36 protein-coding genes are annotated in these 25,510 nt (G+C 52.3%); 24 read left to right on the plus strand and 12 right to left on the minus strand.

Annotated elements, in window-relative coordinates; genetic code table 11:
* Nucleotides 1–281: 281 nt before the first annotated feature.
* Nucleotides 282–458 (minus strand): hypothetical protein, encoded by a 177-nt coding sequence (locus ACREAY_RS01210; RefSeq protein WP_431753933.1) that lies wholly within the window; start codon nucleotides 456–458, stop codon nucleotides 282–284.
* An 809-nt stretch (nucleotides 459–1,267) separates the two neighbouring features.
* On the opposite strand from ACREAY_RS01210, the gene ACREAY_RS01215 reads away from it, so the two are divergent.
* A complete protein-coding gene (locus ACREAY_RS01215) occupies nucleotides 1,268–1,465 on the plus strand; it encodes a hypothetical protein (RefSeq protein WP_431753934.1) in 198 nt (65 codons plus the stop codon).
* Nucleotides 1,466–1,845: 380 nt separating this feature from the next.
* Here ACREAY_RS01215 and ACREAY_RS01220 read toward each other — a convergent pair whose 3' ends face one another.
* The gene (locus tag ACREAY_RS01220; protein WP_431753935.1) at nucleotides 1,846–2,037 is read right to left on the minus strand and encodes a hypothetical protein; all 192 of its coding nucleotides are present in this window, start codon (nucleotides 2,035–2,037) and stop codon (nucleotides 1,846–1,848) included.
* Between the two features lie 94 nt (nucleotides 2,038–2,131).
* Here ACREAY_RS01220 and ACREAY_RS01225 point away from each other — a divergent pair, with 94 nt between their 5' ends.
* From ACREAY_RS01225 to ACREAY_RS01270, 10 genes are all read left to right on the plus strand, one after another.
* On the plus strand, nucleotides 2,132–2,620 hold the full coding sequence (locus ACREAY_RS01225) for a hypothetical protein (protein WP_431753936.1): 489 nt from the start codon (nucleotides 2,132–2,134) through the stop codon (nucleotides 2,618–2,620).
* Nucleotides 2,607–3,017 (plus strand): hypothetical protein, encoded by a 411-nt coding sequence (locus ACREAY_RS01230; protein ID WP_431753937.1) that lies wholly within the window; start codon nucleotides 2,607–2,609, stop codon nucleotides 3,015–3,017. The genes ACREAY_RS01225 and ACREAY_RS01230 overlap by 14 nt, the downstream gene beginning before the upstream one ends.
* Nucleotides 3,018–3,143: 126 nt before the next feature.
* Complete coding sequence (locus ACREAY_RS01235; protein WP_431753938.1) at nucleotides 3,144–3,275, plus strand: hypothetical protein; 132 nt, start codon at nucleotides 3,144–3,146, stop codon at nucleotides 3,273–3,275.
* Nucleotides 3,276–3,657: 382 nt separating this feature from the next.
* Nucleotides 3,658–3,963: a hypothetical protein gene (locus ACREAY_RS01240; RefSeq protein ID WP_431753939.1), complete on the plus strand. Its 306-nt coding sequence runs from the start codon at nucleotides 3,658–3,660 to the stop codon at nucleotides 3,961–3,963.
* A gap of 19 nt (nucleotides 3,964–3,982) precedes the next feature.
* Complete coding sequence (locus ACREAY_RS01245; protein ID WP_431753940.1) at nucleotides 3,983–4,123, plus strand: hypothetical protein; 141 nt, start codon at nucleotides 3,983–3,985, stop codon at nucleotides 4,121–4,123.
* A gap of 65 nt (nucleotides 4,124–4,188) precedes the next feature.
* Entirely contained in the window at nucleotides 4,189–4,554 is a 366-nt protein-coding gene (locus ACREAY_RS01250; RefSeq protein ID WP_431753941.1) for a hypothetical protein, read from the plus strand.
* 54 nt (nucleotides 4,555–4,608) lie between these two features.
* A complete protein-coding gene (locus ACREAY_RS01255; protein WP_431753942.1) occupies nucleotides 4,609–5,166 on the plus strand; it encodes a hypothetical protein in 558 nt (185 codons plus the stop codon).
* A 255-nt stretch (nucleotides 5,167–5,421) separates the two neighbouring features.
* Nucleotides 5,422–6,633 (plus strand): hypothetical protein, encoded by a 1,212-nt coding sequence (locus tag ACREAY_RS01260; protein ID WP_431753943.1) that lies wholly within the window; start codon nucleotides 5,422–5,424, stop codon nucleotides 6,631–6,633.
* A gap of 67 nt (nucleotides 6,634–6,700) precedes the next feature.
* Nucleotides 6,701–7,009, plus strand: a complete 309-nt coding sequence (locus ACREAY_RS01265) for a hypothetical protein (protein ID WP_431753944.1) — start codon at nucleotides 6,701–6,703, stop codon at nucleotides 7,007–7,009.
* The gene (locus ACREAY_RS01270) at nucleotides 7,006–7,308 is read left to right on the plus strand and encodes a hypothetical protein (protein WP_431753945.1); all 303 of its coding nucleotides are present in this window, start codon (nucleotides 7,006–7,008) and stop codon (nucleotides 7,306–7,308) included. Before ACREAY_RS01265 ends, ACREAY_RS01270 begins: the two co-directional genes overlap by 4 nt.
* A gap of 247 nt (nucleotides 7,309–7,555) precedes the next feature.
* Here ACREAY_RS01270 and ACREAY_RS01275 read toward each other — a convergent pair whose 3' ends face one another.
* The gene (locus ACREAY_RS01275; protein ID WP_431753968.1) at nucleotides 7,556–7,909 is read right to left on the minus strand and encodes a winged helix-turn-helix domain-containing protein; all 354 of its coding nucleotides are present in this window, start codon (nucleotides 7,907–7,909) and stop codon (nucleotides 7,556–7,558) included.
* Nucleotides 7,910–8,520: 611 nt separating this feature from the next.
* Between ACREAY_RS01275 and ACREAY_RS01280 the strand changes: the two genes are divergently transcribed.
* Nucleotides 8,521–8,892 (plus strand): VOC family protein, encoded by a 372-nt coding sequence (locus tag ACREAY_RS01280; protein WP_431753946.1) that lies wholly within the window; start codon nucleotides 8,521–8,523, stop codon nucleotides 8,890–8,892.
* Here ACREAY_RS01280 and ACREAY_RS01285 read toward each other — a convergent pair.
* Both ACREAY_RS01285 and ACREAY_RS01290 read right to left on the minus strand, forming a co-directional pair.
* On the minus strand, nucleotides 8,889–9,188 hold the full coding sequence (locus tag ACREAY_RS01285) for a hypothetical protein (RefSeq protein WP_431753947.1): 300 nt from the start codon (nucleotides 9,186–9,188) through the stop codon (nucleotides 8,889–8,891). The two genes, ACREAY_RS01280 and ACREAY_RS01285, sit on opposite strands and share 4 nt — an antisense overlap.
* Nucleotides 9,189–9,219: 31 nt before the next feature.
* Nucleotides 9,220–9,720 carry a HEAT repeat domain-containing protein gene (locus tag ACREAY_RS01290; protein ID WP_431753948.1) on the minus strand — a complete coding sequence of 167 codons (501 nt, stop codon included), beginning with the start codon at nucleotides 9,718–9,720 and terminating at the stop codon, nucleotides 9,220–9,222.
* 63 nt (nucleotides 9,721–9,783) lie between these two features.
* Here ACREAY_RS01290 and ACREAY_RS01295 point away from each other — a divergent pair, with 63 nt between their 5' ends.
* From ACREAY_RS01295 to ACREAY_RS01310, 4 genes are read left to right on the plus strand one after another with little or no spacing between them, the layout of a single operon-like run.
* Nucleotides 9,784–10,245 (plus strand): hypothetical protein, encoded by a 462-nt coding sequence (locus ACREAY_RS01295; protein WP_431753949.1) that lies wholly within the window; start codon nucleotides 9,784–9,786, stop codon nucleotides 10,243–10,245.
* Between the two features lie 30 nt (nucleotides 10,246–10,275).
* On the plus strand, nucleotides 10,276–11,073 hold the full coding sequence (gene tatC, locus ACREAY_RS01300) for a twin-arginine translocase subunit TatC (RefSeq protein WP_431753950.1): 798 nt from the start codon (nucleotides 10,276–10,278) through the stop codon (nucleotides 11,071–11,073).
* A 33-nt stretch (nucleotides 11,074–11,106) separates the two neighbouring features.
* Entirely contained in the window at nucleotides 11,107–11,433 is a 327-nt protein-coding gene (locus ACREAY_RS01305; protein ID WP_431753951.1) for a twin-arginine translocase TatA/TatE family subunit, read from the plus strand.
* Between the two features lie 33 nt (nucleotides 11,434–11,466).
* A complete protein-coding gene (locus ACREAY_RS01310) occupies nucleotides 11,467–12,564 on the plus strand; it encodes a DUF1297 domain-containing protein (RefSeq protein ID WP_431753952.1) in 1,098 nt (365 codons plus the stop codon).
* On the opposite strand, the gene ACREAY_RS01315 is transcribed toward ACREAY_RS01310, so the two are convergent.
* Nucleotides 12,561–12,986, minus strand: a complete 426-nt coding sequence (locus tag ACREAY_RS01315; protein WP_431753953.1) for a bifunctional nuclease family protein — start codon at nucleotides 12,984–12,986, stop codon at nucleotides 12,561–12,563. The two genes, ACREAY_RS01310 and ACREAY_RS01315, sit on opposite strands and share 4 nt — an antisense overlap.
* 77 nt (nucleotides 12,987–13,063) lie before the next feature.
* On the opposite strand from ACREAY_RS01315, the gene ACREAY_RS01320 reads away from it, so the two are divergent.
* On the plus strand, nucleotides 13,064–13,879 hold the full coding sequence (locus ACREAY_RS01320) for a hypothetical protein (protein ID WP_431753954.1): 816 nt from the start codon (nucleotides 13,064–13,066) through the stop codon (nucleotides 13,877–13,879).
* Here ACREAY_RS01320 and ACREAY_RS01325 read toward each other — a convergent pair.
* Entirely contained in the window at nucleotides 13,854–14,504 is a 651-nt protein-coding gene (locus tag ACREAY_RS01325; RefSeq protein ID WP_431753955.1) for an HAD family hydrolase, read from the minus strand. The two genes, ACREAY_RS01320 and ACREAY_RS01325, sit on opposite strands and share 26 nt — an antisense overlap.
* A gap of 75 nt (nucleotides 14,505–14,579) precedes the next feature.
* Between ACREAY_RS01325 and ACREAY_RS01330 the strand changes: the two genes are divergently transcribed.
* The 6 genes from ACREAY_RS01330 to ACREAY_RS01355 all read left to right on the plus strand — a co-directional run bounded on the left by ACREAY_RS01330 (nucleotide 14,580) and on the right by ACREAY_RS01355 (nucleotide 20,568).
* Nucleotides 14,580–14,741, plus strand: a complete 162-nt coding sequence (locus tag ACREAY_RS01330; RefSeq protein ID WP_431753956.1) for a hypothetical protein — start codon at nucleotides 14,580–14,582, stop codon at nucleotides 14,739–14,741.
* Nucleotides 14,742–15,122: 381 nt separating this feature from the next.
* Nucleotides 15,123–16,835, plus strand: coding sequence for a Vgb family protein (locus tag ACREAY_RS01335; protein ID WP_431753957.1), 1,713 nt, complete (start codon nucleotides 15,123–15,125; stop codon nucleotides 16,833–16,835).
* 87 nt (nucleotides 16,836–16,922) lie between these two features.
* Nucleotides 16,923–17,066 (plus strand): YHS domain-containing protein, encoded by a 144-nt coding sequence (locus ACREAY_RS01340; RefSeq protein WP_431753958.1) that lies wholly within the window; start codon nucleotides 16,923–16,925, stop codon nucleotides 17,064–17,066.
* Nucleotides 17,067–17,151: 85 nt separating this feature from the next.
* Nucleotides 17,152–18,129, plus strand: a complete 978-nt coding sequence (locus ACREAY_RS01345; protein ID WP_431753959.1) for a F510_1955 family glycosylhydrolase — start codon at nucleotides 17,152–17,154, stop codon at nucleotides 18,127–18,129.
* A gap of 355 nt (nucleotides 18,130–18,484) precedes the next feature.
* A complete protein-coding gene (msrA, locus tag ACREAY_RS01350; RefSeq protein WP_431753960.1) occupies nucleotides 18,485–18,949 on the plus strand; it encodes a peptide-methionine (S)-S-oxide reductase MsrA in 465 nt (154 codons plus the stop codon).
* Nucleotides 18,950–19,008: 59 nt separating this feature from the next.
* Nucleotides 19,009–20,568, plus strand: coding sequence for an ATP-binding protein (locus ACREAY_RS01355; RefSeq protein ID WP_431753961.1), 1,560 nt, complete (start codon nucleotides 19,009–19,011; stop codon nucleotides 20,566–20,568).
* Here the strand turns inward: ACREAY_RS01355 and ACREAY_RS01360 are convergent.
* From ACREAY_RS01360 to ACREAY_RS01375, 4 genes are all read right to left on the minus strand, one after another.
* A complete protein-coding gene (locus ACREAY_RS01360; protein WP_431753962.1) occupies nucleotides 20,561–20,992 on the minus strand; it encodes a hypothetical protein in 432 nt (143 codons plus the stop codon). The two genes, ACREAY_RS01355 and ACREAY_RS01360, sit on opposite strands and share 8 nt — an antisense overlap.
* Before the next feature lie 94 nt (nucleotides 20,993–21,086).
* Entirely contained in the window at nucleotides 21,087–22,331 is a 1,245-nt protein-coding gene (locus ACREAY_RS01365) for a PQQ-dependent sugar dehydrogenase (RefSeq protein WP_431753963.1), read from the minus strand.
* 56 nt (nucleotides 22,332–22,387) lie between these two features.
* Nucleotides 22,388–23,038 (minus strand): hypothetical protein, encoded by a 651-nt coding sequence (locus tag ACREAY_RS01370; RefSeq protein WP_431753964.1) that lies wholly within the window; start codon nucleotides 23,036–23,038, stop codon nucleotides 22,388–22,390.
* A gap of 47 nt (nucleotides 23,039–23,085) precedes the next feature.
* The gene (locus ACREAY_RS01375) at nucleotides 23,086–23,232 is read right to left on the minus strand and encodes a hypothetical protein (protein ID WP_431753965.1); all 147 of its coding nucleotides are present in this window, start codon (nucleotides 23,230–23,232) and stop codon (nucleotides 23,086–23,088) included.
* A 123-nt stretch (nucleotides 23,233–23,355) separates the two neighbouring features.
* On the opposite strand from ACREAY_RS01375, the gene ACREAY_RS01380 reads away from it, so the two are divergent.
* Nucleotides 23,356–23,733, plus strand: a complete 378-nt coding sequence (locus ACREAY_RS01380; RefSeq protein ID WP_431753966.1) for a hypothetical protein — start codon at nucleotides 23,356–23,358, stop codon at nucleotides 23,731–23,733.
* Here ACREAY_RS01380 and ACREAY_RS01385 read toward each other — a convergent pair.
* Nucleotides 23,730–25,510: PKD domain-containing protein (locus ACREAY_RS01385; RefSeq protein WP_431753967.1), on the minus strand; the 1,781-nt coding region annotated here is incomplete at its 5' end. The genes ACREAY_RS01380 and ACREAY_RS01385 overlap by 4 nt on opposite strands.

Here is a 25,510-nt window from a genome sequence, read left to right on the forward strand (position 1 = left end):
GGACACGGGCGTAAGAACAACACTTCTCCCGGGCCCCTGAGTCCAGCAACATTGACACAGGGGTCCGGGCCTCGATATGTCGAACAACTTTGTACCATCGTAACCTAATGACTAGAGCACGTCTCTATTTTTATCCGTACTACTTTTTGCCATAAAACTGCCCTACACTTCATTTTATCATCAATATTCTAAGATTTTGATCGTTCCGTCACTAAATATAATAGTTATGCAGCTTATTACCGACTTATTGACAATACGTACTTAAATGACACGTACTTTATCTAAATCCTTACATACCCACTGTCAATGAATCTGCTAACCACGACAGCAGCAATCCTGACGGCTACGGTGCTTGTGTCAGCATCGTTCAGCGTAGCAGCATTTGCGGCAAGTCCGCACTTCATCGGGACGCCAACAATCGTCAAGAACCCGGACTTTAGTCTGACTGCAACTTTCAAAGCAGCCGGACTTGGCAATGTAGTTTCAAACATATTCCTGACATCTTCGGGCGGCGAAGCTGTGCTTCAATGTGTCAACCCCGGTGGCAACAATCCACCGCCAAAGGAAGTTGACTTTGGGCCATTGCAAGGACAGGTAGTTACCGTCCAACCGCGCAACGGCCAAGTAACTGCAAGTCCCACCATTGGACCTCCAGCGCTTCCCGGAGCATCAGAAATTTGCCCCAACGCTAACTGGACTGTCGACATAGTGTCCCTGACGTACTTTGATGTCGTGCTGCACATCCAGCAAGGAGGACAAGACATCCTCACCTTCAACTTTGGAGACGTCGATCCATAGAAAATAAGGAATCGGCTTTTCCTTCCCCCTTTTTTCTTTTTCATTTTTATTTTGTATGACTGTGCCATGTTTTCTTTGTTACCTCTAAACCTCTTGGCGGGGGCCTGCACCGGCTCACGGTCTTAATATGCAGTCTTGCAAGCTCGCCACTAGATGCAACCTGCAGACATCATAGAGGCCAGCATTGCTTTTCAGATAGCATGGGATGGAAAAGACGCCGCCAACATCAAACGAACAATCAATCATAACTGCTAAAGCCGACTTCTCTAATACCTGCAATATGAGGATGACGTTCAGGCGTCGATGCTCTAACTGTAAACAGGAACAGCCGCATATCTTTCGTGATGGACTCGACGGCAGAGTGTGGGTGTGCCTCGAGTGCGGGTGCGCAAGCCAGGACCAATAATCTGGCCGGATGTTTGACAGGTTCATAAGCAAGTCATTTCTATTATTATGTGCGTACTCTCGTATGTCTGAGAAAGAAAGTTTTGAAAAACTAAACAAAAGGAAGGAACACTATCGGACAATCGATGATGATACTATCCTTAGCCTGAAGGAATACTACAAGATAGACGACCATGACGAACTGCTAAAGTATGTAAAGAAGACTGGAATTAAGGGCGATAATCTTGATGAAAAAGCTACTACCAAAGACAGCATTGCATGACAGCGGGCAAAAGGACGCTTGCAGGGCCGCTCTCACTACAGTCATACCTGGCCGTCATAATTGCTTTAAATTCTAAAACCCTAGGTATTGTGCAGAAACAAAGAACCTGCAAATTCCACGAAGCCGGGCCCTGCGTATTTCCGGCCTTCGCGGCTAACAAATCGCAGGGATCCGGATTATCTAGATATGCACAATGCAGACAGTGCACTTTTTCAATACCCGTTTTGAATAGCTGCCTGCCACAACCCTCTAAAACCTTCCTTCTGTATGGTGGAGGAGGCGCGCAGACTTCACACACTACGCCTACTCACCTGCAAATATGTCATAGTCATGCCTCAGACTGCAGGGGAACAGGTTTTTCTAAAAGACTATATCCAATCTTATTTTTTGGCTTTACGAATCTTTATGATAACTTCGCCGTTTATGATCTCGTGATCCCAATCAAGCTTGTCACCAGGCTTTACTTTTAGCATGATGGCGTAGGACTCTGGGATAGTCGTCTTTAGCGAAATAGATCCTTTACGCTGCTGCATTACTGTGCTTCGTGTCATTTCCGCCTCTATCGCGAGCATGGTTCTGGTATAAAATTGTCTAGTATATTAGCCTATACGTTGGTTATGGTATTAGCCAATAGAATTAAATAATAGGATAATGTATTAGCCAACCATGCAAGATGCGAGCTTGGCTCTACCGAACGACGCACAAAAGAACATCCTGACCATACAGACAACCCCAAAACTGCACCTGTCGGAGACAGAATACAAGGCCCTAGACCTGATCGCAAAGGTCTATGACTGCACCTTAGACGAGGCGATAAACGTAGTCCTGCACCGGTGCATAGTGGCAGAATTGGAGATAGCGGCCCCTGAAAGTCAACTGAAAAACAAACTGATGGCCGAAAATGATAAAGTCTTTGAAGCCCACAACACGCTAGAGCAGACACGGAAAGACGCGTCAGAAATTGAAGTTACCGTAACCATGGACCTAGACAAGAACAAGTACGACAGTTTCAGGCGCACATATGACGCAATCAGCGAGCGCGAGTTTTTCAGCAATTGCATGGACGGCCATCTAGATGAAATGATGGGTAGAAATCCGGAGCTAATGGCCGAGTATCTAGAGTGGCAGAATGAAAGGCCGTATGGCAAAAAATAGGAGGCTTGAAAGTTTGGCAGTAATCGTACTTTCAAACTTTGAGGATGTTTCTAAGAGGCTACCCGCCGACTTTCTTTCACAGCCGGGAATGAAAGAGGACTTGGAAAGGTGGGTCAGACATCATGGCTATGGAATGATGTGTGAAAGCGGCGCCTACTTTCCAGGCTCATATGTCCAAGCCATGTTACAAGATGCAGAGAACAGAGGTCAGAATATGGCCGAATACATCTTTAGCATTTTGGAAACGCATATCCGCGAAAAGGTGTCAGCAGAGATAAAGCGGCGCTACCAGATTACCGAACTTTCAAAAGAGGATCGGCAATTCTTTCATGACTCGCTAAAAGAAGATGGGGATTCCGTGCGCTACCCCTTTCAGATTCTCGGCTCATATTGCTAGGAGTATAACCGCAAAGAATTGGAAGTCGAAGTAAAGGGGGCTTAAGGTACGGCCCTGGACCTAAGACAGTTAGGGTTAACCGATCAGCAAGCCGGGCTAATCGCAGACTTAAGCCGCTCTCTCTGCATGACAGAAACCGACTTTTGCAGAGGCATCCTGGTAGAGTCGGCGCAGCTTCTACTGGCCGACCCTGCAAAGATTGGGGAGATTGTCAAGGACACACTAGCGCAAAGGTACGCGCCACTGGTCAGGAGATAAACAGTATGAAGCTCATTCGCAACTATGCAGAAATTGGCAAGCGCGAGCGCCTAGCTGCAGGGATTGTAAACACAATCGTTAGCATAGTGATCATTCTCTACATAGATAGTACCATGGGAACGCCGTTGCGAACATCCATCTTTAACATCTGCATTACGGCGATTGTTGGTATGGCTTTTCTGTACGCCTACGGTCGATTACAAAAGAGAAGCAGGGAGCGAAAGGACAAGGCCCCTCAATAACAAGCCTGGTTTTCCCTTTTCCTTTTTGCAGCGACAGAGCTAAAGCTAACCGTCTTGCAACCTATTCTAGAATGCAAGCCTGGTTTAGTGCGGTCCTCACCCTGAATCTGTTCTTTTTCTGCATAAACCTCGGCCTATACATGGTAAATGCCGCCTTTTACCCTGATACTGATACTCTACAACCAAAGGTTAACTTTACCACTCTGCAGACCAGTGTAAATGCAACTACCGACATTTTCGGAGCCGGGGGCGGATTCAATACTGCCTTTATCTTTGGTGACTTTGGCAAGGCCATAACCGTCTTTATGCAGATGATCAGCGGCGGCTACATCGTAGAAACTCTGCAACTGCTGTATTTTCCTGACTACTTCTTAGTCCCCTTTCAAGCGATAGTCGGCGTTATGACACTGGGGGGCCTGATATATCTTGTGAGTGGTCGTTTTTAGAGGAGGTGGAAAAGAAAAGATGCAAAAAGAAAACAAATCGAAATTCAAACAGGTAGTTGCAAAGCACAGAAGCCAGCTCGGCGCAGCGTTAGTAATAGGACTGACATTTGCAAACGCCGTTGCGTTAGTGGCAATGTTTGTGGCAATGGCTAGCCGTTGACGCGCTACCTTTCCCTTTTTAGCGACAAAGCTAAAGCTTAGAGAGGTATTATTTCCCTAGTTAGAATGTCAAGCCCCGGAAATCCCTACCCGCCTGGAACGCCTGATTATTACAAATACCAGCTTTCACAATCCCGCACTTCTGACCGCGAACAGCAATTAGAGGACCAAGCGCGCCAAAAGGTAGGCTATGAAGCATATCAGGCAGCTACCAAAGAAGCGCAGCAAAAAGCCGCGCAAACGGGTCAGCAACAGACTATTAACACTCAGACAGTCGAAGCCAAGAAACAAGAGATACTAGACCAAAAATATCTTGTAGGTGTTACACCCGGTCAATCAGTAATTGGTCCTGACGGCAGCGGATATGAGGTTCCCGAGCAAAGAAATTATGCTATTCCTATGAGATCAACAGGCCGAGCAAGCCGCACTTAGGCAAAATTACGCCAGTTTCAAAAACAGTTTTCTCCACCTAGAGGTGCTGACGATATGGGCATAGGTGTTCCAATGAGGGGCGCTCCCGGTCGTATTCAAGAGACAGATTCGCAGGGAAACATTCAGACACGGCAATTCATTACAGAGCGTGGCCCTACTGAATACAGGGTAAACATTGACGATTCAATCTCTGGCTACATTCCAGGGAAGACAAACTTTAACGTGCAACTCAACGATAGAATATCAGGCGGGCCATATTCTTACCAGCGCGACATAGGCAAGCCGGACACTAGAGACTATAGCCCAATATCCGGGCTTACTGCACCGCTTGAAAACATCAAAAGCACGATATTTGGAGGCGCTGACATTCTCACTAAGGGCCAAAACACACAAACATACAAGCCGGAACTAATAGGCGACGCATTAGGCTCACTATCTACCGGGAAAACCTCTAGCATCAAGGGCGGCTTTTCACTCGTTAACCCCGAATCAGCTAAAGAATTAGGCAAACTCGGCACATCTTTTGTAAAACAGCCAGTTTACTATGCAGCGACAGCCGTAACGGGCGCATTGTCGTTTATCTCGCCTACAAGATACCTAGGCGCAGGATAAAGGCGCAATAGCTGCCGTAAGCACAAGGGGCATATCAAAAGACGTTTTGCCAATACTCAGACAAACCGCCAACATTGGAAAAACCACCGCCGAGACAAAAACAATTATCGACATAGAGCGGGGTTTTCTCGGCATAGGGCGTGAAGGTGAGGGTTTCAAGTATAGCGTAGGATTGCCCCCAAGGTCACGCGCCAAGGCATATCTAGGGAATATTTCATGTCAAACCCGTTAACGAAGGTCCAGAAAGGCGATTTATTGACGGGCGACCCGAGAAGGCTTACCGGGTATGTGCAGCGCGTAGTAAAGATAAACGAGCAAGAATACCCCGTTAGCTCTATCAGGACTGAGCCGGTAAAGGCAAGCTCGCAGACAATACCTAGCCTGTCAGGAAACCCAAAAGACGTGCTAGAGCCACTTGCACGCATCAAGGCGTCCGGCAAGCAAGCAATAGACATCCCTGGAAGCAAGGGCTTTGATATTTCCAAATTCCCACAGTATGACAAGGTAATTGCAACCTCGGAAACCATTTACGATAAAGAGTTGCGGGCCATGGTTGGAGCCGATAAAGGCCGCGGTTTCCTGGGGCTTTCCGATGTAACCAAGGATATTTTCAGGATGGAGCGCGGAACGGGCAAGCCCTCCACTCCTTTCAGGATCGGACCGAGCAACGAACAGGCGACAGTAACAAAGCAATACCTTCGTGATGTGGGCGTAATTCCATCTGGTGCGGCTAAAGATGGCACGCTATTTGGCGCAGCTGTGGGAATTGCTGCATCTAGACCGTTTGGAATAGGCCGTGAGAGCAGTAGCGGCGTTTTGTCCGGCCTAGGGCGCGGAGATAGCACCGTTATCGTTAACAATAGAAGGGCCAAAAAGCAGACTATTGACACTAGCATAGAGTCTTTTGTCTCTCCTAACGTCGATTCAGTCGCTAAAGACATGATCAAGAGCTTCCAGGCTAACAGGCCATCAAGTCGGATAAGGAACGATAGCATGTACTCTAATGACCTGAAAATTGAAAGCCTGTTAGGTTCGGGTACAAAGGGCCGCAGTAATTCCAGCCTGCAGCTTGGCGGCATCGAAAAGACAACTAGCCGACTGTTTCAAGGTCAAAAGTCAAGGAACGACCTGCTTTCCGGACTATTCAGCGGATCAGGTAGCAAGGCTATCAACACAACGGCCCTAATACCTAGAGTCAGCCAGTTTACAGGCTCATTAACAGCAACAAAAACAAAACAGACACTCGCGACAGTAAACGTTTCCACTAACCCGTTTAGAAACATACCTTCCAAATTCTTCTATGACGATGATTCGAAGAGGGTCAACCCCAAGAAAAAGAAAGGTAGGAAATACCGCGTCAAGAACCGTAAATTTACAGTAGCAAACCCACTTGCAGCAGTACTTGGCCCGTTCTCAGGCGTCGGGAAGGTGATCCAGAAGTTCAGCGACGCCTTCGACAACTTCTAGGCAAAAGAGCTAAGTACAAGGTTATAGAATGAAAATCTTGATAATGTCAGGCACGCAACGCTATGGCATGAACAAGTCGGCCTTTACCTTCTTTGAGCAAATGGCCAGAATACACATACTTTTGCCGGGCGCGGTAATGCCGATAGCCTTCCTATTATTGGCGGTGGCTGTGGGTGATTATACAATCACGTTTAACGTCATTCATGGAATTGCAGACTCTAGTTCCTTAGAAAATCGGCGCATAATTGCAACCCTACCGGAATACAATTTGATCATTGCTGTATGTCTCGCGCTTTTAGTGGCTATGGCGGTACTGGCGACCTTAATTCTAGTCGGCAGATGGGTCCGAAATAACAGGGGCATAAGTCTAGAATGACCCTAGAAAGCGACATAGAGCTAATTCCCCTCCGGTTTGACTTTTACCGATACCTTTCAGTCAGGATTATAGCCGCCGGATTACCACAGGTAGGGAAGGCCGACAACCCGGCGCAGGTCTTTGCTTTTACACCGCAGGCGCAGGAATTGGTTAAGCAGTTCATAGAGTACGCCGTTTCTGTCTGGAATCAGGCGCACGTTAACCAAAAGACAACCCCACAGGAAGCTGCAGACAGATTAAACGAATGGTGGAAGGCCGACGCTATCCAATACCAAAAGGAGCAAGTGCTAGCTAACTAATGCCATGCCGGGGTATCTGTTCGCGACTACCTGGCGTATTACGGAGGAAGGCAAACTATGACGCGGGTTGGTGGTGTCGAAATTGCGAGGTTGGTTTTTCGATAGGCCCGCGCTGCGGCTGTTGCAAGAATAACATGAGGGCGGCAGAAAGACATAGCCACATGCAGGAAAGAATCCCTATGGAGCAACGGCCAAACGTCATTATTTTAGATGCTAGAATAGGGGTTTGACGGCCCATTTCCGGCAGTTATTGAGAGATATTTTCCCTCGATTCCTCTTGCAAGGTTCCACCGGGACCGCCCTTTGTGCTAACATCATTATTTGCTAACATTCGCTCTATTGCTTCATATTCCACAAGAAATAATCTTCCTTTTGTTGTAGTTGTAAGGGATCTATCTGCTGCCTCATCTAGCAAGTCCTTATGCAAAGCCAATCCGATATACTCTTGCAGCATAGAATACGAAAGGTTCGCCTTGTAAATAACATGAGTCCTCATTGTTCTTTGTTCACATATTTGCAAAATCGTAGCTAGAATACTGTATGGATCCCTACATCTCTTTCTGTGGTTGGTGTGCGTCTTTCGAATCCGCCTCTTATGTATTGAGCTATTGAATTATCATATGACACTATTATAGTTATTAAAGTGCTTTTTGGCAGTTATTGAGAGATGGATAAGCTTGCGAAAAAGAGTCTACATCTACCCTTACATGAAGCCACTGCACTTTTCCTTGAGGTACAAGACACCCTTGAGAAAATCCTGTATTTCATCTCCCGAAAGTTGAATGATAAATTCCTCATTCAACCCCATTTCAAGCAGCCTGGCCATATCCCAGCGAACTTGGACCATCTCTTTTGATTCCATTTATCGAGATATTGGAGATCTTTCAGGCTTATGAACCGGCAGTTACTTCTAGGCGTTTTTTATAGGTTTTAGTGCCATGATTTGGATATTAGTACTCGGTAACCGTTTAGTTTTTGCTGAGAGACGGCCAAGTTCCCAAAAGGCAGCGACACCGTTAAAGCTGTCCAAAGACAAGATGGTTATGTCGTTGCAAGCGGGCTAGATAGTCAGTGGCACTATCTACCTACCCGATGGAGACAGAACAAGACAACTATACCCCCGCCTCATCTTCAAAGGGTAGGGCGGGGCCGTTTTACATAGGGTAAAATATGTTAAATATTACTTTTCTATAGTAGCTATCCAGAAGTAACATGGCAACAATAGTTCACTTTGAGATACCGGCCGACAACATAGAGCGCGCCAACAAGTTTTACGGCAGCCTGTTTGGATGGAAGATAGAGAATGTGCCAGAGATGGATTACTGGATGTTTAGAACGGGTGCTGGAAACGGAGAACAGGTCATGGGCGGAGGGATTATGCTGAGGTATTACCCGCAGGAACCCGTTACAATCTATATCGGTGTCGATTCGGTGGCTGAATACTCTAAAAAGGTTGAAAAGCTTGGAGGCAAGGTGACAAAGCCAAAGACAGAGGTTCCCGGCCACGGCTGGTTCGCAGTATGCACAGATACGGAAAACAACGCGTTTGCACTGTGGGAGAATAATCCTCAACAGCAGCGCTAGACGCCGGCAAGCTTGGCCTTGCCGTAGAGGCGGGCCTCGTGCACCTCGCTTATCTCTTCGCTCCTGTGCTTGCGCCTCTCGATGACGTATCCTGACGACGAATGGTAGATTATTACCATGTCTTTTGGGTAAAAAGAGAGCATCTCGTGGTTGTCATAGTCAGACGCCATGTGGCGCAGGTGTATCCGCTCCCAGGCAAACAGCTCGTCCACCTTGCCCTTGAAATGGAACGCGCTGCCGCAGGGGCACTTTACGTCCCGCCAGTTTCCCCTGACGTTCTGCAGCCACTCTGACAATCCAGTACCTGACGCGCAGGCAGCTTATAATTTAGCCGCCGGTCAACCTCGTAAAGTCGTTGCGCCTGTTGACCGCCCTGATGTAGTCGAGGTTCGAAAGCGCCACGACTGCCGAGTCCCTCACTTCCTCGCTCTCGTCTGCCAGCGCGGCGTCCAGCGTCTTTCTTGCATCTTCGGAGCCGATGACTCCAAGGGCCACTGCCGCCTCGTGGCGCACGAAAAGGCTCGAGTCGTTCTTGACCGCGTCGGCCAGCAGCCCTATTCCGGACGTAAAGCCCAGCTGGCCAAGCGAAAACGCGGCCTCGTGCCGGACGAGGTCGTTGTCGTCATCCTTTAGCACCCTGCCTATCGGCGCCACGGCTGCCTCGCCTGCTATCTCGGCAAGGATGCAGACCGCGCGGGTGCGGACGATGCTGTCGCCGTGGGTGAGTAATTTTTTGAAGTAGTCAACGTCCTTGCCGTCAAACTTGCCCTCCATCTCTTCAAAGATCTTGTTGCGCTCGGGGGATGTGGAATATTTTGTAACTGCCATGGCCGTTTTAGTGCATGGGCTCAATTTTATACGTTATTATAATGCCCCCCATACAGGCACACCATGCGCGTTAGGTACTGGCGTCTTGGCATCACCGACCTGCTTGATTCCAGTTATCCGCAGGAGAAGGCAAACCACTGGGACATCAAGTGCATGCAGGGCGAGTACGAGCACTTTGGCGTGTTCTGGTACCGCTTTGGCACCCCGTTTGACAAAGAGCCGGTGCACGGCATATGCTTTTACTATAACGACGTTCCCAAAAAGACGGTGGACGACCTTGCGAATTTCCTGCAGGGCAAGTTCGGAGGGCAGCTGCTTTACCGCCAGAGCAGGGGGTTCCTGCAGGGCTCAAAAGAGTTTGCAGATGGTAAGGCAGTCGGAGTGCTTGCCAACGAGATCAGCCTAAAGTTCAACGCGCCCGTCGAGCTGACCATAGAATTTGAAAAGATGACAAAGGAGGAGGTCGACCAGGAAGCGTGGAAGCTGCCTGCAGAAAAGGCCCTCCCCATCCCGGGTCCCGACTAGATTATATTTTACGTCCGCCTACCTAGCACAATGGTCACAGAGATGACCCTGCGGGAGCACCTTAACGAGCTCCGTATGCGCGTCGTCCGCATGGCCGTAGCAGTGATTGTGATCACGCTCTTTTGCATGACCTTCGACCTCAGGCCAGTCGACTTTGGAGGCGTCACACTCGCGTACCCTTACCCGGACCCCATCCGCAACGTCTCGGCGCGCATCATGCTCTACATGCAGGACACGCTGCTGCCCGACAACGTCCAGCTGGTGCAGACGGCGCCAGGGCAGGCGTTCTTTGCCCAGGTGTACGTCTCGATACTTGCCGGCGTCATTGGCTCGATGCCCTTGCTGGTAAAAGAGATAGCAGGCTTTATCTCGCCGGCGATAAGCGCGGCTGCTAAGAAGGGGATATCGCAAATAGTCTTTCCGGCGATAGCGCTCTTTGTCGCCGGCGTCCTCTTTTCCTATTACGTCGTCGTGCCGTTCGTGCTTGATTTCCTCTACCAGTACGGCGAGGCCATTGGCGTCGTCCCGCTGTTCAACATCACGGACTTTATCGCATTTGTGCTCCAGTTCCTGCTCGGCTTTGGCATATCGTTCGAGCTTCCGATACTCATGTACGGCATCTCCCTCACCGGCGCAATGTCGCCGTATTTCTGGCGCAACAATATCCGCTACGCAGTCATAATCCTGGTGGTGTTTGGCGCGATAATAACGCCTGACGGCAGCGGGGTTACGATGTGGTTCATCACGCTCCCCATGATAGGGCTCTATGCCGCCGGGATGGTCGCCGTTGAGAACAGGGCCCGGAAAAAGGCGAAGACCAATACCTAACACTTAAATCCTAATGGAGGGTAGCTGAGCCAAATGTCCGCAGGACTGCTCAACATGTTGATGCAGCTACCAGCTGGGATGGAATGGATATTCATCATCATTATCATAGTGGTGATCTTTTTTGGTGTCAAGAAAATCCCCGAGCTGGCGAGGACTTTTGGCAAGGCAGGCGCAGAATACGAGAAGGCCAAGATACAGGCCAAGCGCGAACTGCAACAGCTAAAGACCGAGCAGAACGACAAGGTCGGACGCGAAAAGCTCGAAGAGATCGCCGAGTCGCTTGGCATCAACTACACCAACAAGAACGATGAAGAGCTGAGGGCTGCAATCGACGTCGAGTTGAACAAGACCAAAAAGTAGGCTTTTTATTACAACCTCTTTTCTCAATAGCCGTTGATCGGCCAGCAGCAGATCGCCAGCATCGTCGACCGCTATGACCTCAAAAAAGTGACCATAGCCACTATCGGCAGCCACTCTGCGCTTGAGGTGATGGACGGCGCCAAGGACGAGGGCATGAAGACGGTCTGCATCTGCCAGAAGGGCAGGGACCTGCCTTACAGGAGGTTCAAGCGCCTCGCAGACGAGATAATCATGGTCGAAAAGTTTTCAGACATTTTAAACCGCGAGAACCAGGAAAAGCTCCGCGGCCTCAACGCGGTGATGGTGGCCCACCGCGCCTTTACCGCGTACCTCGGCTATGACAACATCGAGAACAATTTCAAGGTGCCGGTGTTTGGCAACAGGTCGCTCCTGCGCGCAGAAGAGAGGTCCGCGCCCCGCAACCAGTACTACCTGATCGAGAAGGCAGGCCTGAGGCACCCAAAAATTTACCGCAAGCCATCAGACATTGCCGGCCCGGCGATGGTCAAGGTGCAGGAGGCAAAGCGCAAGCTCGAGAGGGCGTTTTTCATCGTCACGTCGTACGAAGATTACAAGAAAAAGGCAAAGCAAAAGATAGAGCAGGGCGTCGTGACAAAGCAGGACCTCGAATCTGCAATCATCGAAGAATACGTCCTTGGCACCTACTTCAACCTCAACTTTTTCCACTCGCCCCTGACGGGCGAGACTGAATTCCTCGGCATCGAGAGGAGGCTGCAGACGAACCTGCACGACTTTGTCTCCATGCCGGCAAAACAACAGCTGGAGATGGACATGGAGCCGCAGAACATCGAAGTCGGTCACACGCCGGCAAGCATCCGCGAGTCGCTTTTGGAAAAGGTGTTTGAGATGGGCGACAAGTTTGCAGTGACAACGAGAAAGGAGTACCCGCCCGGCATCATTGGCCCGATATCGCTGCAGAGCATAGTCACCACCGACCTTGACTTTGTAGTTTACGACGTCTCGCTGAGGGTGCCGGGGAACCCCATCATGGCGACCACCAGTCCCTACACGAAATACTATTACGGCCAAACGATGGGCGTCGGCCGCAGGATAGCGATGGAGGTAAAGAACGCGATTGTACAGCGCAAGTTGCGCGAAATCGTCACCTAGCGCTCGATTGCTTCTTCGAAGAGGCTTTTTCTCACTTTTATCGGTATGTCATAGTAGGCTGCAAGCGCTATAGAGTCAGAGGCGCGATAGTTGCGCAGCGTTATCTCGCCCTTGCGGCCTCGGAAATACAGGTTGGCGCGCAGCACGGTGCCACTCTGGTAGACGCGCACCTCCGTCAGCAGCAGGTCCTCCATCACCGCAATCTCTTCTACGAGGTTGTAGATGGTGGGTATCCCGCCCTTGTCGCCTTCCTGAAAGCGCGAGATGTGCCTTGCGACCTCGCCGGAAAAGGCGCGCATCGGGAACTCTTTGCCGTCGTCTGACTTTAGTATGACGACGCCTTCCAGCCCCATCTGGTCCACAAAGCCCACGTAGCTTATCTTGGCGGATATATACTCGTCCGGCACAGGCGAGTCGTGCATGGCTCTAATTCGCGGAACCAGAAATTAAGGCTTTGTGGACGATAGGATTTAATTGAAAGAACGGCCATCTACAGCGGATGGGCTGGCAGGCCATCAGGGAGAGCGGCTTTCGGATACTCCTAGTGGGCTCGTTCTCGCTTGTCATCGCGTTTGTGATATACTCGCGGCTGTCAGGCGCCAACCCCGTCCCGGCGGCCCAGCTGTCCGGCCTCGCGTACGCCATGCTCGCAATCACTGCGGCGTCGATGGCGGCTGCGCTGTACGGTGCCTACCTCATCTTCAGGTCAGAGCAGGAGCGCACGGCAGGGGGGACAGGGCTGATGTCGTTCATCACCGGCGCCTTTGGCGGCCAGTCGTGGAGGATAATGGCGGTGGCGGCGATAGGCTACGGCGTCTTTTTCTCGTTCCTGTCGCAGATCCTGGTCCTTCGGCCCGACGTGTCGTTCACGGAAAAGGGCATACCGGTGCCGTCTGCCGAGCTGATACAGTGCTGCGGCGCCCCCGGCTACATGCCCATGCTCACCGTGTATTTCACCGACCACTTTTTGCTCCTCGTGATACCGGTCAACGTAATCCTGGCCGCCGTCGTGTCGATAATGGTCGGCTTTAACGTTGCCCTCAGCATCCACGCCTACAGGCTCAGAAAGGCGATGCAGGCAAAGACGTCGCTTGTAGGCGGCATCGGCGCGGCCACCGGCCTTTTCGTCGGGTGCCCCACGTGCGCCGGCAGCATGGTCTCGGCAATCCTGGGCCTCGGGGTCGTCGGCGCCGGGGCCAGCACGAGCGCGCTCGCGCCTTTCCAGACGGCGTTCATAGCAGCCAGCATACCGGCGCTTGCCATCGCGCCTTTCCTACTGGCAAGGAGCATCAGATCCGTCTCAATGTGCAAGTGACGACCTGCATCATGTCCGGCGTGCGCACGACGTTTGGAGTCGCGCGGGCAATGTCTCCGTCCTTTGGCATGAACGCTATCCCGGTGCCGGCGCGCCTTACCATGCAGATGTCTGACCGGGTGTCTCCGACTGCTACCGTGTCTTTTATGCCGATGCCAAACTCGGCCGCGTATTTTTCAAGGTGGAACCGCTTGCAAACAGACAGGTGGCACTTGCAGCCAATCTTTTCCCAGCCCATCGGCATCTTTACCCTGCCGGTGGCGACCCCGCCTTCAAATTCAAGGTCGTTTGCAGCGACAAAGTCCATGTTGAGCCGGCGGGCGACGACGCCGGCGGCCGCGGTATAGCTGTCGCTTATTATCCCGGTTTTAAAGCCCTGCGCCTGCAGAGCGGCTATGGCCTGCTCGCAGTTTTTTGCAAGCGGTATCGACTCGACTGCAGACTCGACTTCTTTTTTGCTGACGACGGCAAAGAGCGCGGCTATCTGCTTTGTCTTTTCGTGGCCCGGAAGCGAGCCGTCCTGTATCGACTTTACCTTGTCTTCCACGCCAAGCCCTCTCGCCAGCGCAAAGACGAGCCGGCCGGAAAGGAGCGTGCCGTCCATGTCAAATGCCGCAAGGCGCACGCTATTTCTTGGATACAATGGCACTAAACTGTTGCGGGATCTAGCTTAAACGTATGCGTGCCGGCATTCATCCCGTTGCAGGACCGAAAGTACCAGAAAAAGAAGGCGCTGGTGGAGAAATTTATCAAAAAGCAGGGCAGGATTGATCACTCTGTCATACTGAACAGCGTCGACGTCGATTATGACACGCTCATGCGCATACTAGATGAGCTGCGTAATGAGGGCAGGGCGGGATAGCGAAAGCGATAGCGTGCGTTTCCAGTGGAAAAGTGGCAAAATAATCGTTCTTTTATAGTGCCTGCAGCTGCTGCACGGACAAGTGCGGCGGGGAAAAGCAGCACTTGCGTTTCCAGTGAATCGACAAAAATGCTGTGCTGTTGAATCTACGGTTAGTCGCTAGCGACTTTACGAGGGGAAAACTGACGAAACAGCCGAATTTTCAACAGTGCCAAATGTTATTTATCAAAGTTCATTGATATGCGGGAGATAGCAGATCATTTTGCTATTGACCCAGCGTGCAATAATCGAAGAATTCGAGAGCATTTGTGTACTTTGCCTTTACATTTGTAATGATATACACTAAAGTATGGGATTCGAGCCCGGACAGACGAAGCGATAGTGACTGCAAACAACAGTACATTGACAGCCCTTCTATTGGCTTCCCTCGCGTCGGTCGCTTTGTCCTCTATGATTAATGTGCCAGTTGCCGCCCAACAGCAGCAACAGGCAATCAATTCACCTGAAGACTTGGCGACTTATCAAAAAAAGAGTAATTTCATAAAAGAATTTGTTGTTCCAGTACAAGAGCGAGGGCTCAAAGGTATTACTACGGGAATAGATGGAAGCATTTGGTTCATTCATTCGTCAAACAAAACCGGCACCATATTTAGGCTCGATTCCAACACAGGGAAATTTGCGCAATATGCATTAGATGGCGTTACAGTGGTTGACGATGTAATCATTAACCTAGCAGCATCTCAACTCGTTTTTGACAGGAAAACAAACGCGATATGGTTCACTGACGCACGCACTAATTCCATAGGCAGACTGGATGTGGAAAGCAGTAAAATAGACCGTTGGAAAATCCCGACAGACAAGGCGGGACCTATGGGCATAGCCTTATCGCCAGACGACAAGAGCATATGGTTTACAGAGATTACAGGTAACAAAATAGGCAAATTCGAGAAAGGATCAAAGCAATTTGCCGAGTATCCTACAGGGGAGGACACAGGGCCGGCGTTGCTTACATTTGACGATAGAGGCGTAATATGGGTTTCACTTACATTTGCCGGAAGTGTGCTCCGTGTTGAACCTTGGGCCCTAGTTCCTGATTCTCCCTCTCCTTCCCTGTCGGGGATGACAAAGATGGCTTTACCACAACCTGACAGGTTCAACCCGTTTGGAATCGCTATAACTAGTGGAAGGATGTACGTCTCGGATCATAGCTCAAGCAGAATAGTAGTTTCGGACGCAGAATCAAACTTTAGGTCATACACTTCTTATTGGACATCTCCTCCGGACAGCTTCCTTCCAACAACGCTTCCAAGCCAGGTAATATCGGACAAGGAGGGCAACATCTATTTTGCACAGCATGGTGGCAACAGAATTGCAGAGATTAGAGTTACCGACGGAATACTAACTGAATATGAAATTCCAACAGGGCCCCTTTCAACTGCACTATACCTATCAGAAGGCCAAGATGGAAAGATATGGTTTGTGGAGTGGGCATCAAACAGAGTGGCTTATCTAGATACTTCAGTCGATGTACCTTTTGAACTACAACCAAAGGAAAGTAAGTCAATAACGCTTGGGGCAAACGGGTCAAAATCCATAGTTGCCGTAGTATCAGCCCAGCCTCAGGCTAATAACAACGGCGCCGGTAAATCTCAAGAAATAGAATTAAGTTTGACTGGAATGAGCGAATCAGGGCTCAAGGACATCTCTTTTACAGCAAGTCCTGCCCAAGTCAAATTGCCTGATGGAGCTGGCGGTGGCAATCGTTCTACTTCTACGATAGAATCCAATATTGTAGTTAAAGCACTGCAGAATGCAAAATCTGGTGGTTATACTGTAATGGTTCGGGCATTAACACAGGAAAATGATGGACTTGTCATTTCAAAGCTTTATCCTCTCTCGCTAGTGCTTGACTTGCCACAGTCCGCTGGTGCAGACAATCAAGGACAGCCAACAATGATAACGACAGATCGGGAAGGAGAACTATCCGTCCGTGAGACAATACAGATATTGGCACTTGGTGCTGCAGCCGGGTTGATTGGGTATATAGTATATAGGCGAATAAAGGGCAGAAAAACTGCGATTACTAAGGACTAGCCATGGGCGCAGCATGCCACACTTGTTGTCTTTACAATTGTAAAGGCTGTTCTTTATCTATGACAGCTACCTTTCATAGGGCAACATATGTTCAAAGACCCTGTTTGTAACATGGTGGTTGACGAAAAGAATGCCAAGTTTATCTCTGAAGCTGGAGGGAAAAAGGTCTACCTTTGCTCTGCCACGTGCAAGAGCGAATTTGAAAGCGATCCTTCAAAGTTCGGGTACTAGCTAACAGGTCGTTTTGGGATGAATCTGGAAAAAACCCTAATGCACTCTGGCTAGCTGACAGAATAGTAGCAGTCTGGTGATATGTATGGATAAAAAAGAGAAAAGAAATGCAAAATCGGCTAACAGCAAAACCAAGTTCATTGCTATTGGAGTGGGGATAGCTGTTGTCATTGCAGCGGGCATAGGAATAGCACTATCGATGGGCGGCACAACACAAAATCCCAACTCTGAAACCCCATCATCCAGTTCAAGAACTGTTTCTTGGATTCATGTGCATGGGCTGGGAGTTGACCCTTCAGACAGCCGCATTTTATACATCGCCACGCATGGAGACTTTTACGAGAGCGTTGATGGAGGCACACCGGCCAAGGTGGACAAGCAAAGGGCAGACTATATGGCGTTCAGCGCTCCGCAGACTGCGGGAGTACCGCTGTATGCCAGCGGCCATCCCTCTACTGGCGGCAATACTGGTCTGATAAAGAGCACGGATGGCGGCCAAACGTGGCAGAATGTTGCGACAGTCCTGGATCCGCCCGTCGATTTCCATGCCATGGCTGTCAGCAAGAGTGATCCTAATACCATCATAGGGTTTGACAGTGGCGCAAGAGGATTATTCAGGACTACGGACGCAGGAAAGACATGGGAAAAGCTCGACTATCCTGCTGACAGGTATATTACGGCACTGGCGATCTCTCCAAGTGATCCAAAGGTTGTATTTGCTGGAACCGACGGCGGTGTTTTTGAATCCCGAGATGGAGCAGCTAGCTGGACTCAGCTTGGCCAGTACAGGGGCATTACAGTGTTAGCACTGGCTTTTGATGCTGACGAAAATCTGTATGCGTCAACTGAAGAATTTGGTCTTGGCAAATCATCGGATTCCGGAAAGACATGGGAGAGTGTCAATCGGCCTCCCAACAGTCTGACAGTCACCTCAATAGCAGTAGATTCCCCGAACAAGATAATCTATGTTGCTGGATTCGCGGTGCCTCAAGGATATCAGGAAGTATTCAAAAGCGCATCACTTGAAGGAGAAGGCTGGCAACTGGTAGGCACAAATAGATAACGATATGACTTTTTAATTAAAGGGTTGTTTTGGTGCATAGCAATGCAGTCAGACTAGGGCAATATTATATTCAATTACAAAGGTTCCGCTCCCTTCTTTTTGATCGTAAGACTAGTGTTATCTTTGGTAACCATTAACTTTCAACTCTGGCACTTTTGAAAATTCGGCTGTTTCGTCAGTTTTCCCCTCGTAAAGTCGCTAGCGACTAACCGTAGATTCAACAGCATAAGCGTATTTGTAGGCGTTAGTTCTTTTATGGGAGTTGCGGGCTTTATGTCCCGACCGTATTTTGAACCATGGAATTGGGAAGAAACTGGAAAAAACGCTTAATTCCTCATTTTGCAAAGCAAGTAACATGAAAGCGACTTTTGGAATGGGGTGTTTCTGGTGCTCAGAGGACATATTCAGGCGCACAAAGGGGGTCAAGTCTACTGCCGTAGGATACATGGGCGGCTCGCTTGAGAACCCTACCTACGAGCAGGTGTGCACCGACAGGACCGGCCACGCAGAGGTGGTGCAGGTAGAGTACGACCCGGCCGTATTGCCCTACGAGCAGCTGCTGGACATATTCTGGAACAACCACGACCCGACCACCCTCAACAGGCAGGGGCCGGACGTGGGCGTACAGTACAGGTCTGCCGTGTTTTTCCACGACGCAGAGCAGGAGGCCGCCGCGAGAAAGGCAAAGGAAAGGCTCGGCCAGTCAGGCAGGTTCAAAAACAAAGTCGTGACCGAAGTGACGGAGGCATCCAAGTTCTGGAAGCCCGAGGACTATCACCAGCAGTATTATGAAAAGTGCGGCCTCAGGCCCCACTACTAGCGTCCAATGGCAAATCTTTTATATTTCTGGCAGACAGCGCAGTTGGCGCCGAACAGCAATTGGCCAGGGAAAAGCCGCTCGTTTACAATGGCGGCAGTACCACCAAGGTCATCCTGAACGCGTTTGCAGGGACGAAAAAGGGCATCGATATCTGCGCAAGCTCGGCCGGCCCGCCCATAATGGCTGAGGAGCCGGTCAAGCAGGCGTCGGTAGATATGGCAACGAGGGGCGTCAGGATAAGGTTCCTTACAGAGATAACCCGCGAGAACATTTCCCACTGCAAAGAGATAATGAAGATGGGCGAGGTCAGGCATCTTGACAACATCAAAGGCGGCATGGCCGTCAACGAAAAAGAGTACGTCTCAGCCTCGACCATATTTGCGGGCAAGCCCGTGCCCCAGATCATTTACAGCAACGTCGGCGACTTTGTCGAGCAGCAGCGCTACCTCTTTGACACGCTCTGGAGCATCGCAAGGCCGGGGCGGCAGAGGATAGCCGAGATAGAGCAGGGAAGGCAGCCCGAGTTCATGGAGCTCATAACCGACCATTCAAAGGCGAGCAAGACGTTTGCAAGGCTCATCCAGTCCGCTGAAAAAAAGGTCTCGTTCTTGCTGCCAAACAAGGCTTCGTTTGGCAAGGCTTTTGACGCCGGCGTGCTTGACGCCCTGGTCGACAAGGCCGAGAAAAAAAAGGTCGAAGTCAGGATAATCTGCCCGCTTGAAGGCGCCGATGGCAAGCTGGTGTCGACTGTCGCGTCCAAGATAAGGCTGTTGAGCGGCCACGAGTCTGCCATGAGCCTGCTGATAGTGGACGACGACAGGTGTTTTGTGGTCGAAGAGCGCGAGCAGGGCAACCAGTTCAGCGGCTTTATCCTCCACACGAACAGCCCACCTGCCGTCAGGTCGTTCCGGTCGCTCTTTGACATCCAGTGGCGCGAACTTTCATTAATAGACAGCCTGCAGCAGGTGGGGAGGCAGCGAGACGAGTTCATCAACATCGCCGCGCACGAGCTGTGCAACCCCATCACCCCCATCATGCTTTTTGTCGACGGCCTGAAGGAGGAGTTTGGCGATAGGCCCGAGATAGCCGGCATAGTCCGGAACACGAAAAGGCTTCAGAGGCTCTTGCAGGACATCCTAGACGTTGCCAAGGCTGACAACAAGAGCCTTGCGGTCAAAAAGGTGCCGGTCGCCCTCAACGACCTCTTGAAGGAGGCGTGCGCCGACGCGCAGAGCCAGGCAAAGGGCAAGGACGTCAGGGTGATATTCGAGCCGGCCGGCGACGTCAGCACAATGGCAGACCCGGCCAGGATTTCGCAGGTGGTCTACAACCTGCTTGACAACGCGCTAAAATTCACTGACAGGGGCTCGATAACCGTGGCGGCGCGCTCACTCGCCAAGAGGGCGGAAATAAGCGTCGCCGACGGTGGCCCCGGGATAGATCTGGAGCTGATGCCAAGGCTCTTTACGAAATTTGCAAGCAAGTCAGACAGCGGGACGGGCCTTGGGCTCTACCTTTGCAAGGCCATAGTAGAGTCGCACGGCGGCAGAATATGGGCAGAGAACAACAAGGATGGCAAGGGCGCGACTTTTACCTTTACGCTGCCGGCCGTCACATAAAGGCAAGCGAGAACGCCGGCGCAAGCGGGATGTGGACCGTTATCTTGTCCGTCCTGGAGTCGTAGACGCCGTATATCGTGTCGATGTCAAGGCGAGTGAACTTTTTGTGGAAGTATACAGAGTCGACTGCGACGTCCCTGCCTTTGACGTCGACGTCAAGCCGGGTCCTGTCGGCGTCAATGCGAGACGGCGTCACGTGGATCGTGACGTCGGCCGCGCTCACGTGAAAGCCCATCACATCGCGCTTTATCTTGCCGATGGAAAAGTCATGGGGCCGGTTTTTGGCAAGGTCGGCTCTGGCCTGCTCGGTCAAGAGCTGGCGGGCGTCAAGCTCGACTTTGTAGTCAAGCGCGTCCAGAAAGTTGGCCGCAGGGTTGTAGGCGTATGCCCGCTGGCTGCCGGCAAAAATGGCAAGGGCCAGCACGGAAAAGGCCAGTGTACAAGCTTGTCCTCGCCAAGAGATCATTTGCGGTGACCGGCAACTGGCGGCGCGCATGTAAAACCTTTATGGATGATTCCTACATGTGCCTTCTTTTTCTCAGGGCATAGGCTGCGATGGCGATGCCGGCCGCGGCTATTGCTCCGAGTCCATAATAGAGATAGGCTTTCCAGGAAGAGTCGGGAGCCTGCTGTTGTTGTACTATCCCCTCTGGCAAGATGCGAAATATCGTGCCCTCTGACAGCGAGACTATGTAAAGCAGGCCATCAGGGCCCATCTCTATGTCAGTCACGCAGCCAAAGCCCGTGCCAAATATTATCTCGTCCTGCGCATCTTCCGTGTTTGCAACGTTGTCTGACAGCTGCGCGCTGGCAAACGCAAGGCCGTCGCGGCTCTCGTTGAGCGTAAACTTGTAGAGGTTGCCGTAGTTACAGTCGCCCACAAAAAGGCTGTCGTTGAATTTTTTCAGTGGCTCCGACTGGACAAACGCAAGCCCCGTAGGCGAGACCACCTGCTCCCAGCTGAACTCGGGGTCGCTATACTGGTAGTCCTTGTAGCCGCGCAGGCCCGCGATTTCCTGCTCGGTTGCAGGGCCCATTATTGCGTACCAGCCGCTGTTAGAGTTGCGCTCCACGAGGTTTATCTCGTCAAAGTCGTCGTCGCCGTTTTCCGTGTCCCACAGCCTGCCGGTCGCAGGGTCGACGGCAAGGCCGAAACTGTTGCGGATGCCAATCGAGTAATACGGCTCGCCCCTGTCGACGCGCATTATCACGCTGGTGTCCTCGTAAAGCTCGTCAGAGTGGTTCTGCAGCGCCCCGTACCTGCCGGCGTCCCCAAGCGCGATGTACACGGCGCCGTCCGGCGACGCCACCATCGCGCCCCCGTTGTGGTAAAACTGCGTCTCGTCAAGGTCGCGCACGAGCACGGGGTTCACAAGCCCCAGCCCGTTCCACTCGTACCGGTAGGCGCGCTTGGCTACAGGATCGCCGCCGTCCCTGTCCGATTCAGAGTAATACAGATAGACAGTCGTCCCGACTGCCGCTATCCCGAGCATCCCCTGCTCGCCCTCGTTTGCGACGTTTACATCAAGAACGGGTATGGGTTGCACCACGCCATCGCGGACAAGGCGGACCTGCCCATCGGATTTTTGCAGCACGAGGATGTCGTCGCCGACAAAGGCCATGGTGGTGGGGCTGTTTGGGATGCCGTCTGCAAACTTTTCGACGACAAAGCCGTCACCGCGTATCTCGGGCATCTGGCCGGTGGACTCTCCAAACGCCGGCAAAAAAGTGATTGCAAGAAAGGCGATTGCAAGCCGCAACATGGACGACGATTGTTCGCAGGGCCATGTTATTAAACGATTAAAGGCGCCGGGCTCCGTCAGGTATTCGCCTGCAGCTTTTTCGGCGCAAGGGGCCGGATGAACGGCAGCAGGAACGCAGCCTGCGCGGCGCCGGCCATGCCGTATGCAAGGTAGAGCATTTCCTGCGGCTGCTTTAGCGCCGCGACGACTTCGCCCCTTAGCGCGCCAAAGAACACGAGCGCCACGACTGCAAGCAGCACCAGTACGTGCCGCGGGTCGTGCGCGCCTGACCACACGCTCTTGAGCGACCTGTACGAAAGCGCCAGAAACAGCGCCACCATCGCGGCCTCGACGGCCGCCTGGTAAATGGCGACGTATGGCGCGCCATGCTGTGCAAACAGCCACAGCGCAGGCGCCCCAAGCCTTGCGTCCGAGATTCCAAACAGGAGTGGAGGGTTGCCGGTCAGCAGGGCGCCTATCATAAAGTGCGAAAAAGTCGCTATCGCGTACGGGATTGCCCTGCGGCGAAACACCGCAAATACCGGCGCATACAGGACGGACCAGAACGTCAGGGAATGCGTGATGGTGTGGTGCGGAAAGAACTGGTAAAAGAGAAAATCCATGTCAGGCAGCATAGCTGCGGCAAAGACGAGCGGCAGCGAAAATGAGGCCTTTGGCAGCACCCTGCTTGCGAGGTATGCCAGTGCCATGTGGCCTGCAAAGTACATACGCGTATCGCCGCTTGCCTGCAATATAGGTCATCTGCAGTCGCTTTTCAGGCAGTCAGCTCTGCCAGTGTCCGAAAGACCCCGCAATAGCCCGTCGCCTCTCTGTCGCTGTTGCAGGTCCTGCTCTCTTTGAGGTACAGCTTGCAGATGTCAGAGAACCTGCACGGCTCGTGCAACATCCTCAGCCTCATCATTGCACCAGGGGGAGCAGCCAGAGCCAAAAGCAGCAGGGTGTATTTTTTGTTACATACCGGCCTCGCATGTAAAATAAAGGCCGTGCTTGACGATATATCTGCCCGCAGGCATTTTCAGCATATATGGCAGGCTCTGCAAAGGCTATGGGAATCGCGATAGCCGTGTTTATGGTAATCATTTTTGGGGCCGCGTCGACCGCGCTGTTCCCAAAGCTGTCTGGGGCGTCAGCAGGCTCGGCGCTCCCGCTCAACGCCCTGCGGACCGACGGGAACGCGACAGAGTCCGGAAAGGGGCTTGCGGCAATGGCAAAGGGCAACAAGGAGATGACGGAGGTGATGCGCCAACAGGTCAACAGCGAGGCCAACGAGCTCGTCCAGAACTGCCTTGACAATCCGGACGCCTGCGGCGACCTCGCCCTCCTGCAAGAGCTCTGCTCCAACGACGTCCTCCAGCTGCCTTCATGCAGCGACCCCAGGCTCAAGGACCTGGTAGGCAACTAGCTGCGCGTCTGCTTTAGCACCATGTGCATGTCCTCGCCGGTGTCGTAATACAGCCACCCTGACTCGTACCTGACGCGCTGCGAGTCGATGCCGTCAAACTCGCCGTCAAGGTCGCGGTCTATCATCACCGCGATGGCGTTCTCCGCGTCGCCGCCGGAATATTTTATCCCGATCCTGTCCCCGGCCTGAATGGTATACAGCTCGTCGAGCTTGAACTCATAGTCCATGTACTCGCCGGTGATGTCCAGAGCGTCCACGGTGCCAAAGAGCTTTTTGACCGTGAGGTCCTCGTTGATTATGCCCACCTGCGCCGTTCCTTCAGGCAGGCCAATCTTTGCCAGCTGCAGCGTTATGCTGTCAATCCTGTCGCCGACCAGCTGCGAAGACGCAGTCACGTACTCGGCGTTGACCTGCCTGCCGGGATGCAGTAGCGAACCCCAGGACGTCGAGGTGTCGCTCATGTGCACGACGGGCGCAAACCTGTAGACGGCAGTCAGCCGGGAGTCAGAAGCGGTTACGGCCCTAGGGTTTTCAGTCGGCCCGTCAAGCCAGCGCTCAAAGGCATAGCCGCCATAGTTTACAGCCTGGACGAAATACTTGCCGCCGCCGTCCAGGGAAAACGTGGCAGGCGAATAGCGCGCGTCAGAGACTGTGCCGGCCGAGTTGTACAGCACCGTCCAGTGCCCGGCGATGGCGCCGCCTGCCTCGTCCTGCGTGTCTACCACGAGGGTCGTTTCGACTGGCGCATAGTTGGCCGTGTACGTCGCCCCTGCAGCCGGCGTGCTTATCGCGCGGGTCGCCGGCCCGCCGTCTGACCACGACTGGAACTGGTACGCCTTGCCGTCGACTGTCTGCTCAAGTGGCGCCTGCAGCGTGCGCCCCATCCCGACTACCCCTGTGAACGAATGCGGCGTGGGCCGGGGCTGGCCGTCAAGGTTGAGTTGCATGCCGGGGATGTTGGTTGCAAGCGTGATTGCAGCCTTGTTTGGCATCACGTCCCTCGTGGTGACGCTGGTTGCGCCGGACGAGTCGGTGACTGTCAGGTACAGGCGGTACCACACGTCGTGCTCGGTCTCGCCAGTGGTTGGAACCGTAAATGTGCCGCTCTTTACCCCATCAAACTCTACCAATGGATGCGTGTGCGTGTTGTGGTGGAAGAGCATGACCCACTTGAACGCGCTTGCAGGCAGGCTGCCGTCCTCTGCGTCCTGGGCAGAGCCGGTAAACGATATAGTGTTGCCCGCGTTGTATTTCGCCCCTGCGGCCGGCGTGGTTATCGTTGCGACCGGCGCGCCCCCTACCGTGACGCTCACGGTCGCGCTGCTGACGCCGCCGTTGCCATCGTCAACCGTCAGCGTGACTATGTACTGGCCTGCAGAAGCATACGTGTGCGCAGTCTTTGCCCCTCCTGCAGACGAGCCGTCCCCAAAGTCCCACCGGTAGCCGAGCAGGTCGCCGTCAGGGTCGGTGCTGGCAGAGCCGTCAAAGCCAAAGCTGGCCGCCAGCGCGCTAGGCACCGCCTTTGCGGAGGCGCTTGGCTGCGCGTTAGGGCCGGCGACGTACTGGATCCTGTGCACTTCCCCGTCCCATATTGACAGGTAGTACAGGCTGCCGTCCGGGCCCACCTTGACGTCCACGGGCGTCGAGAGGCCGGATAAAAAGTCTACAGCGCTGCCGTCTGGCGTCAGCCTCTTTACAAATCCTGCCACATAGTCGCCGAAAAAGTAGCTGCCCCGGTATTCGGAGGGGAACTGGGCTGCCTCGTAGAACGCGCCTC

Source organism: Nitrososphaera sp. (assembly GCF_050748925.1).
In the GTDB taxonomy this organism is placed as follows: Archaea; Thermoproteota; Nitrososphaeria; order Nitrososphaerales; family Nitrososphaeraceae; genus Nitrososphaera.

Excerpts from the sequence above, each read along its gene's own strand:
- ACREAY_RS01265 (WP_431753944.1), top strand. The coding sequence starts at position 6,701 with ATGAACAAGTCGGCCTTTACCTTCTTTGAGCAAATGGCCAGAATACAC.
- ACREAY_RS01370 (WP_431753964.1), bottom strand. The coding sequence starts at position 23,038 with ATGTACTTTGCAGGCCACATGGCACTGGCATACCTCGCAAGCAGGGTG.
- ACREAY_RS01215 (WP_431753934.1), top strand. The coding sequence starts at position 1,268 with ATGTCTGAGAAAGAAAGTTTTGAAAAACTAAACAAAAGGAAGGAACAC.
- ACREAY_RS01230 (WP_431753937.1), top strand. The coding sequence starts at position 2,607 with ATGGCAAAAAATAGGAGGCTTGAAAGTTTGGCAGTAATCGTACTTTCA.
- ACREAY_RS01270 (WP_431753945.1), top strand. The coding sequence starts at position 7,006 with ATGACCCTAGAAAGCGACATAGAGCTAATTCCCCTCCGGTTTGACTTT.
- ACREAY_RS01305 (WP_431753951.1), top strand. The coding sequence starts at position 11,107 with ATGTCCGCAGGACTGCTCAACATGTTGATGCAGCTACCAGCTGGGATG.
- ACREAY_RS01295 (WP_431753949.1), top strand. The coding sequence starts at position 9,784 with ATGCGCGTTAGGTACTGGCGTCTTGGCATCACCGACCTGCTTGATTCC.
- ACREAY_RS01240 (WP_431753939.1), top strand. The coding sequence starts at position 3,658 with ATGGTAAATGCCGCCTTTTACCCTGATACTGATACTCTACAACCAAAG.
- ACREAY_RS01345 (WP_431753959.1), top strand. The coding sequence starts at position 17,152 with ATGGATAAAAAAGAGAAAAGAAATGCAAAATCGGCTAACAGCAAAACC.
- ACREAY_RS01225 (WP_431753936.1), top strand. The coding sequence starts at position 2,132 with ATGCAAGATGCGAGCTTGGCTCTACCGAACGACGCACAAAAGAACATC.
- ACREAY_RS01340 (WP_431753958.1), top strand. The coding sequence starts at position 16,923 with ATGTTCAAAGACCCTGTTTGTAACATGGTGGTTGACGAAAAGAATGCC.
- ACREAY_RS01290 (WP_431753948.1), bottom strand. The coding sequence starts at position 9,720 with ATGGCAGTTACAAAATATTCCACATCCCCCGAGCGCAACAAGATCTTT.
- ACREAY_RS01255 (WP_431753942.1), top strand. The coding sequence starts at position 4,609 with ATGGGCATAGGTGTTCCAATGAGGGGCGCTCCCGGTCGTATTCAAGAG.
- ACREAY_RS01315 (WP_431753953.1), bottom strand. The coding sequence starts at position 12,986 with ATGCACGACTCGCCTGTGCCGGACGAGTATATATCCGCCAAGATAAGC.
- ACREAY_RS01280 (WP_431753946.1), top strand. The coding sequence starts at position 8,521 with ATGGCAACAATAGTTCACTTTGAGATACCGGCCGACAACATAGAGCGC.
- ACREAY_RS01250 (WP_431753941.1), top strand. The coding sequence starts at position 4,189 with ATGTCAAGCCCCGGAAATCCCTACCCGCCTGGAACGCCTGATTATTAC.
- ACREAY_RS01220 (WP_431753935.1), bottom strand. The coding sequence starts at position 2,037 with ATGCTCGCGATAGAGGCGGAAATGACACGAAGCACAGTAATGCAGCAG.
- ACREAY_RS01235 (WP_431753938.1), top strand. The coding sequence starts at position 3,144 with ATGACAGAAACCGACTTTTGCAGAGGCATCCTGGTAGAGTCGGCGCAG.
- ACREAY_RS01320 (WP_431753954.1), top strand. The coding sequence starts at position 13,064 with ATGGGCTGGCAGGCCATCAGGGAGAGCGGCTTTCGGATACTCCTAGTG.
- ACREAY_RS01375 (WP_431753965.1), bottom strand. The coding sequence starts at position 23,232 with ATGATGAGGCTGAGGATGTTGCACGAGCCGTGCAGGTTCTCTGACATC.
- msrA (WP_431753960.1), top strand. The coding sequence starts at position 18,485 with ATGAAAGCGACTTTTGGAATGGGGTGTTTCTGGTGCTCAGAGGACATA.
- ACREAY_RS01245 (WP_431753940.1), top strand. The coding sequence starts at position 3,983 with ATGCAAAAAGAAAACAAATCGAAATTCAAACAGGTAGTTGCAAAGCAC.
- ACREAY_RS01365 (WP_431753963.1), bottom strand. The coding sequence starts at position 22,331 with ATGTTGCGGCTTGCAATCGCCTTTCTTGCAATCACTTTTTTGCCGGCG.
- tatC (WP_431753950.1), top strand. The coding sequence starts at position 10,276 with ATGGTCACAGAGATGACCCTGCGGGAGCACCTTAACGAGCTCCGTATG.
- ACREAY_RS01380 (WP_431753966.1), top strand. The coding sequence starts at position 23,356 with ATGGCAGGCTCTGCAAAGGCTATGGGAATCGCGATAGCCGTGTTTATG.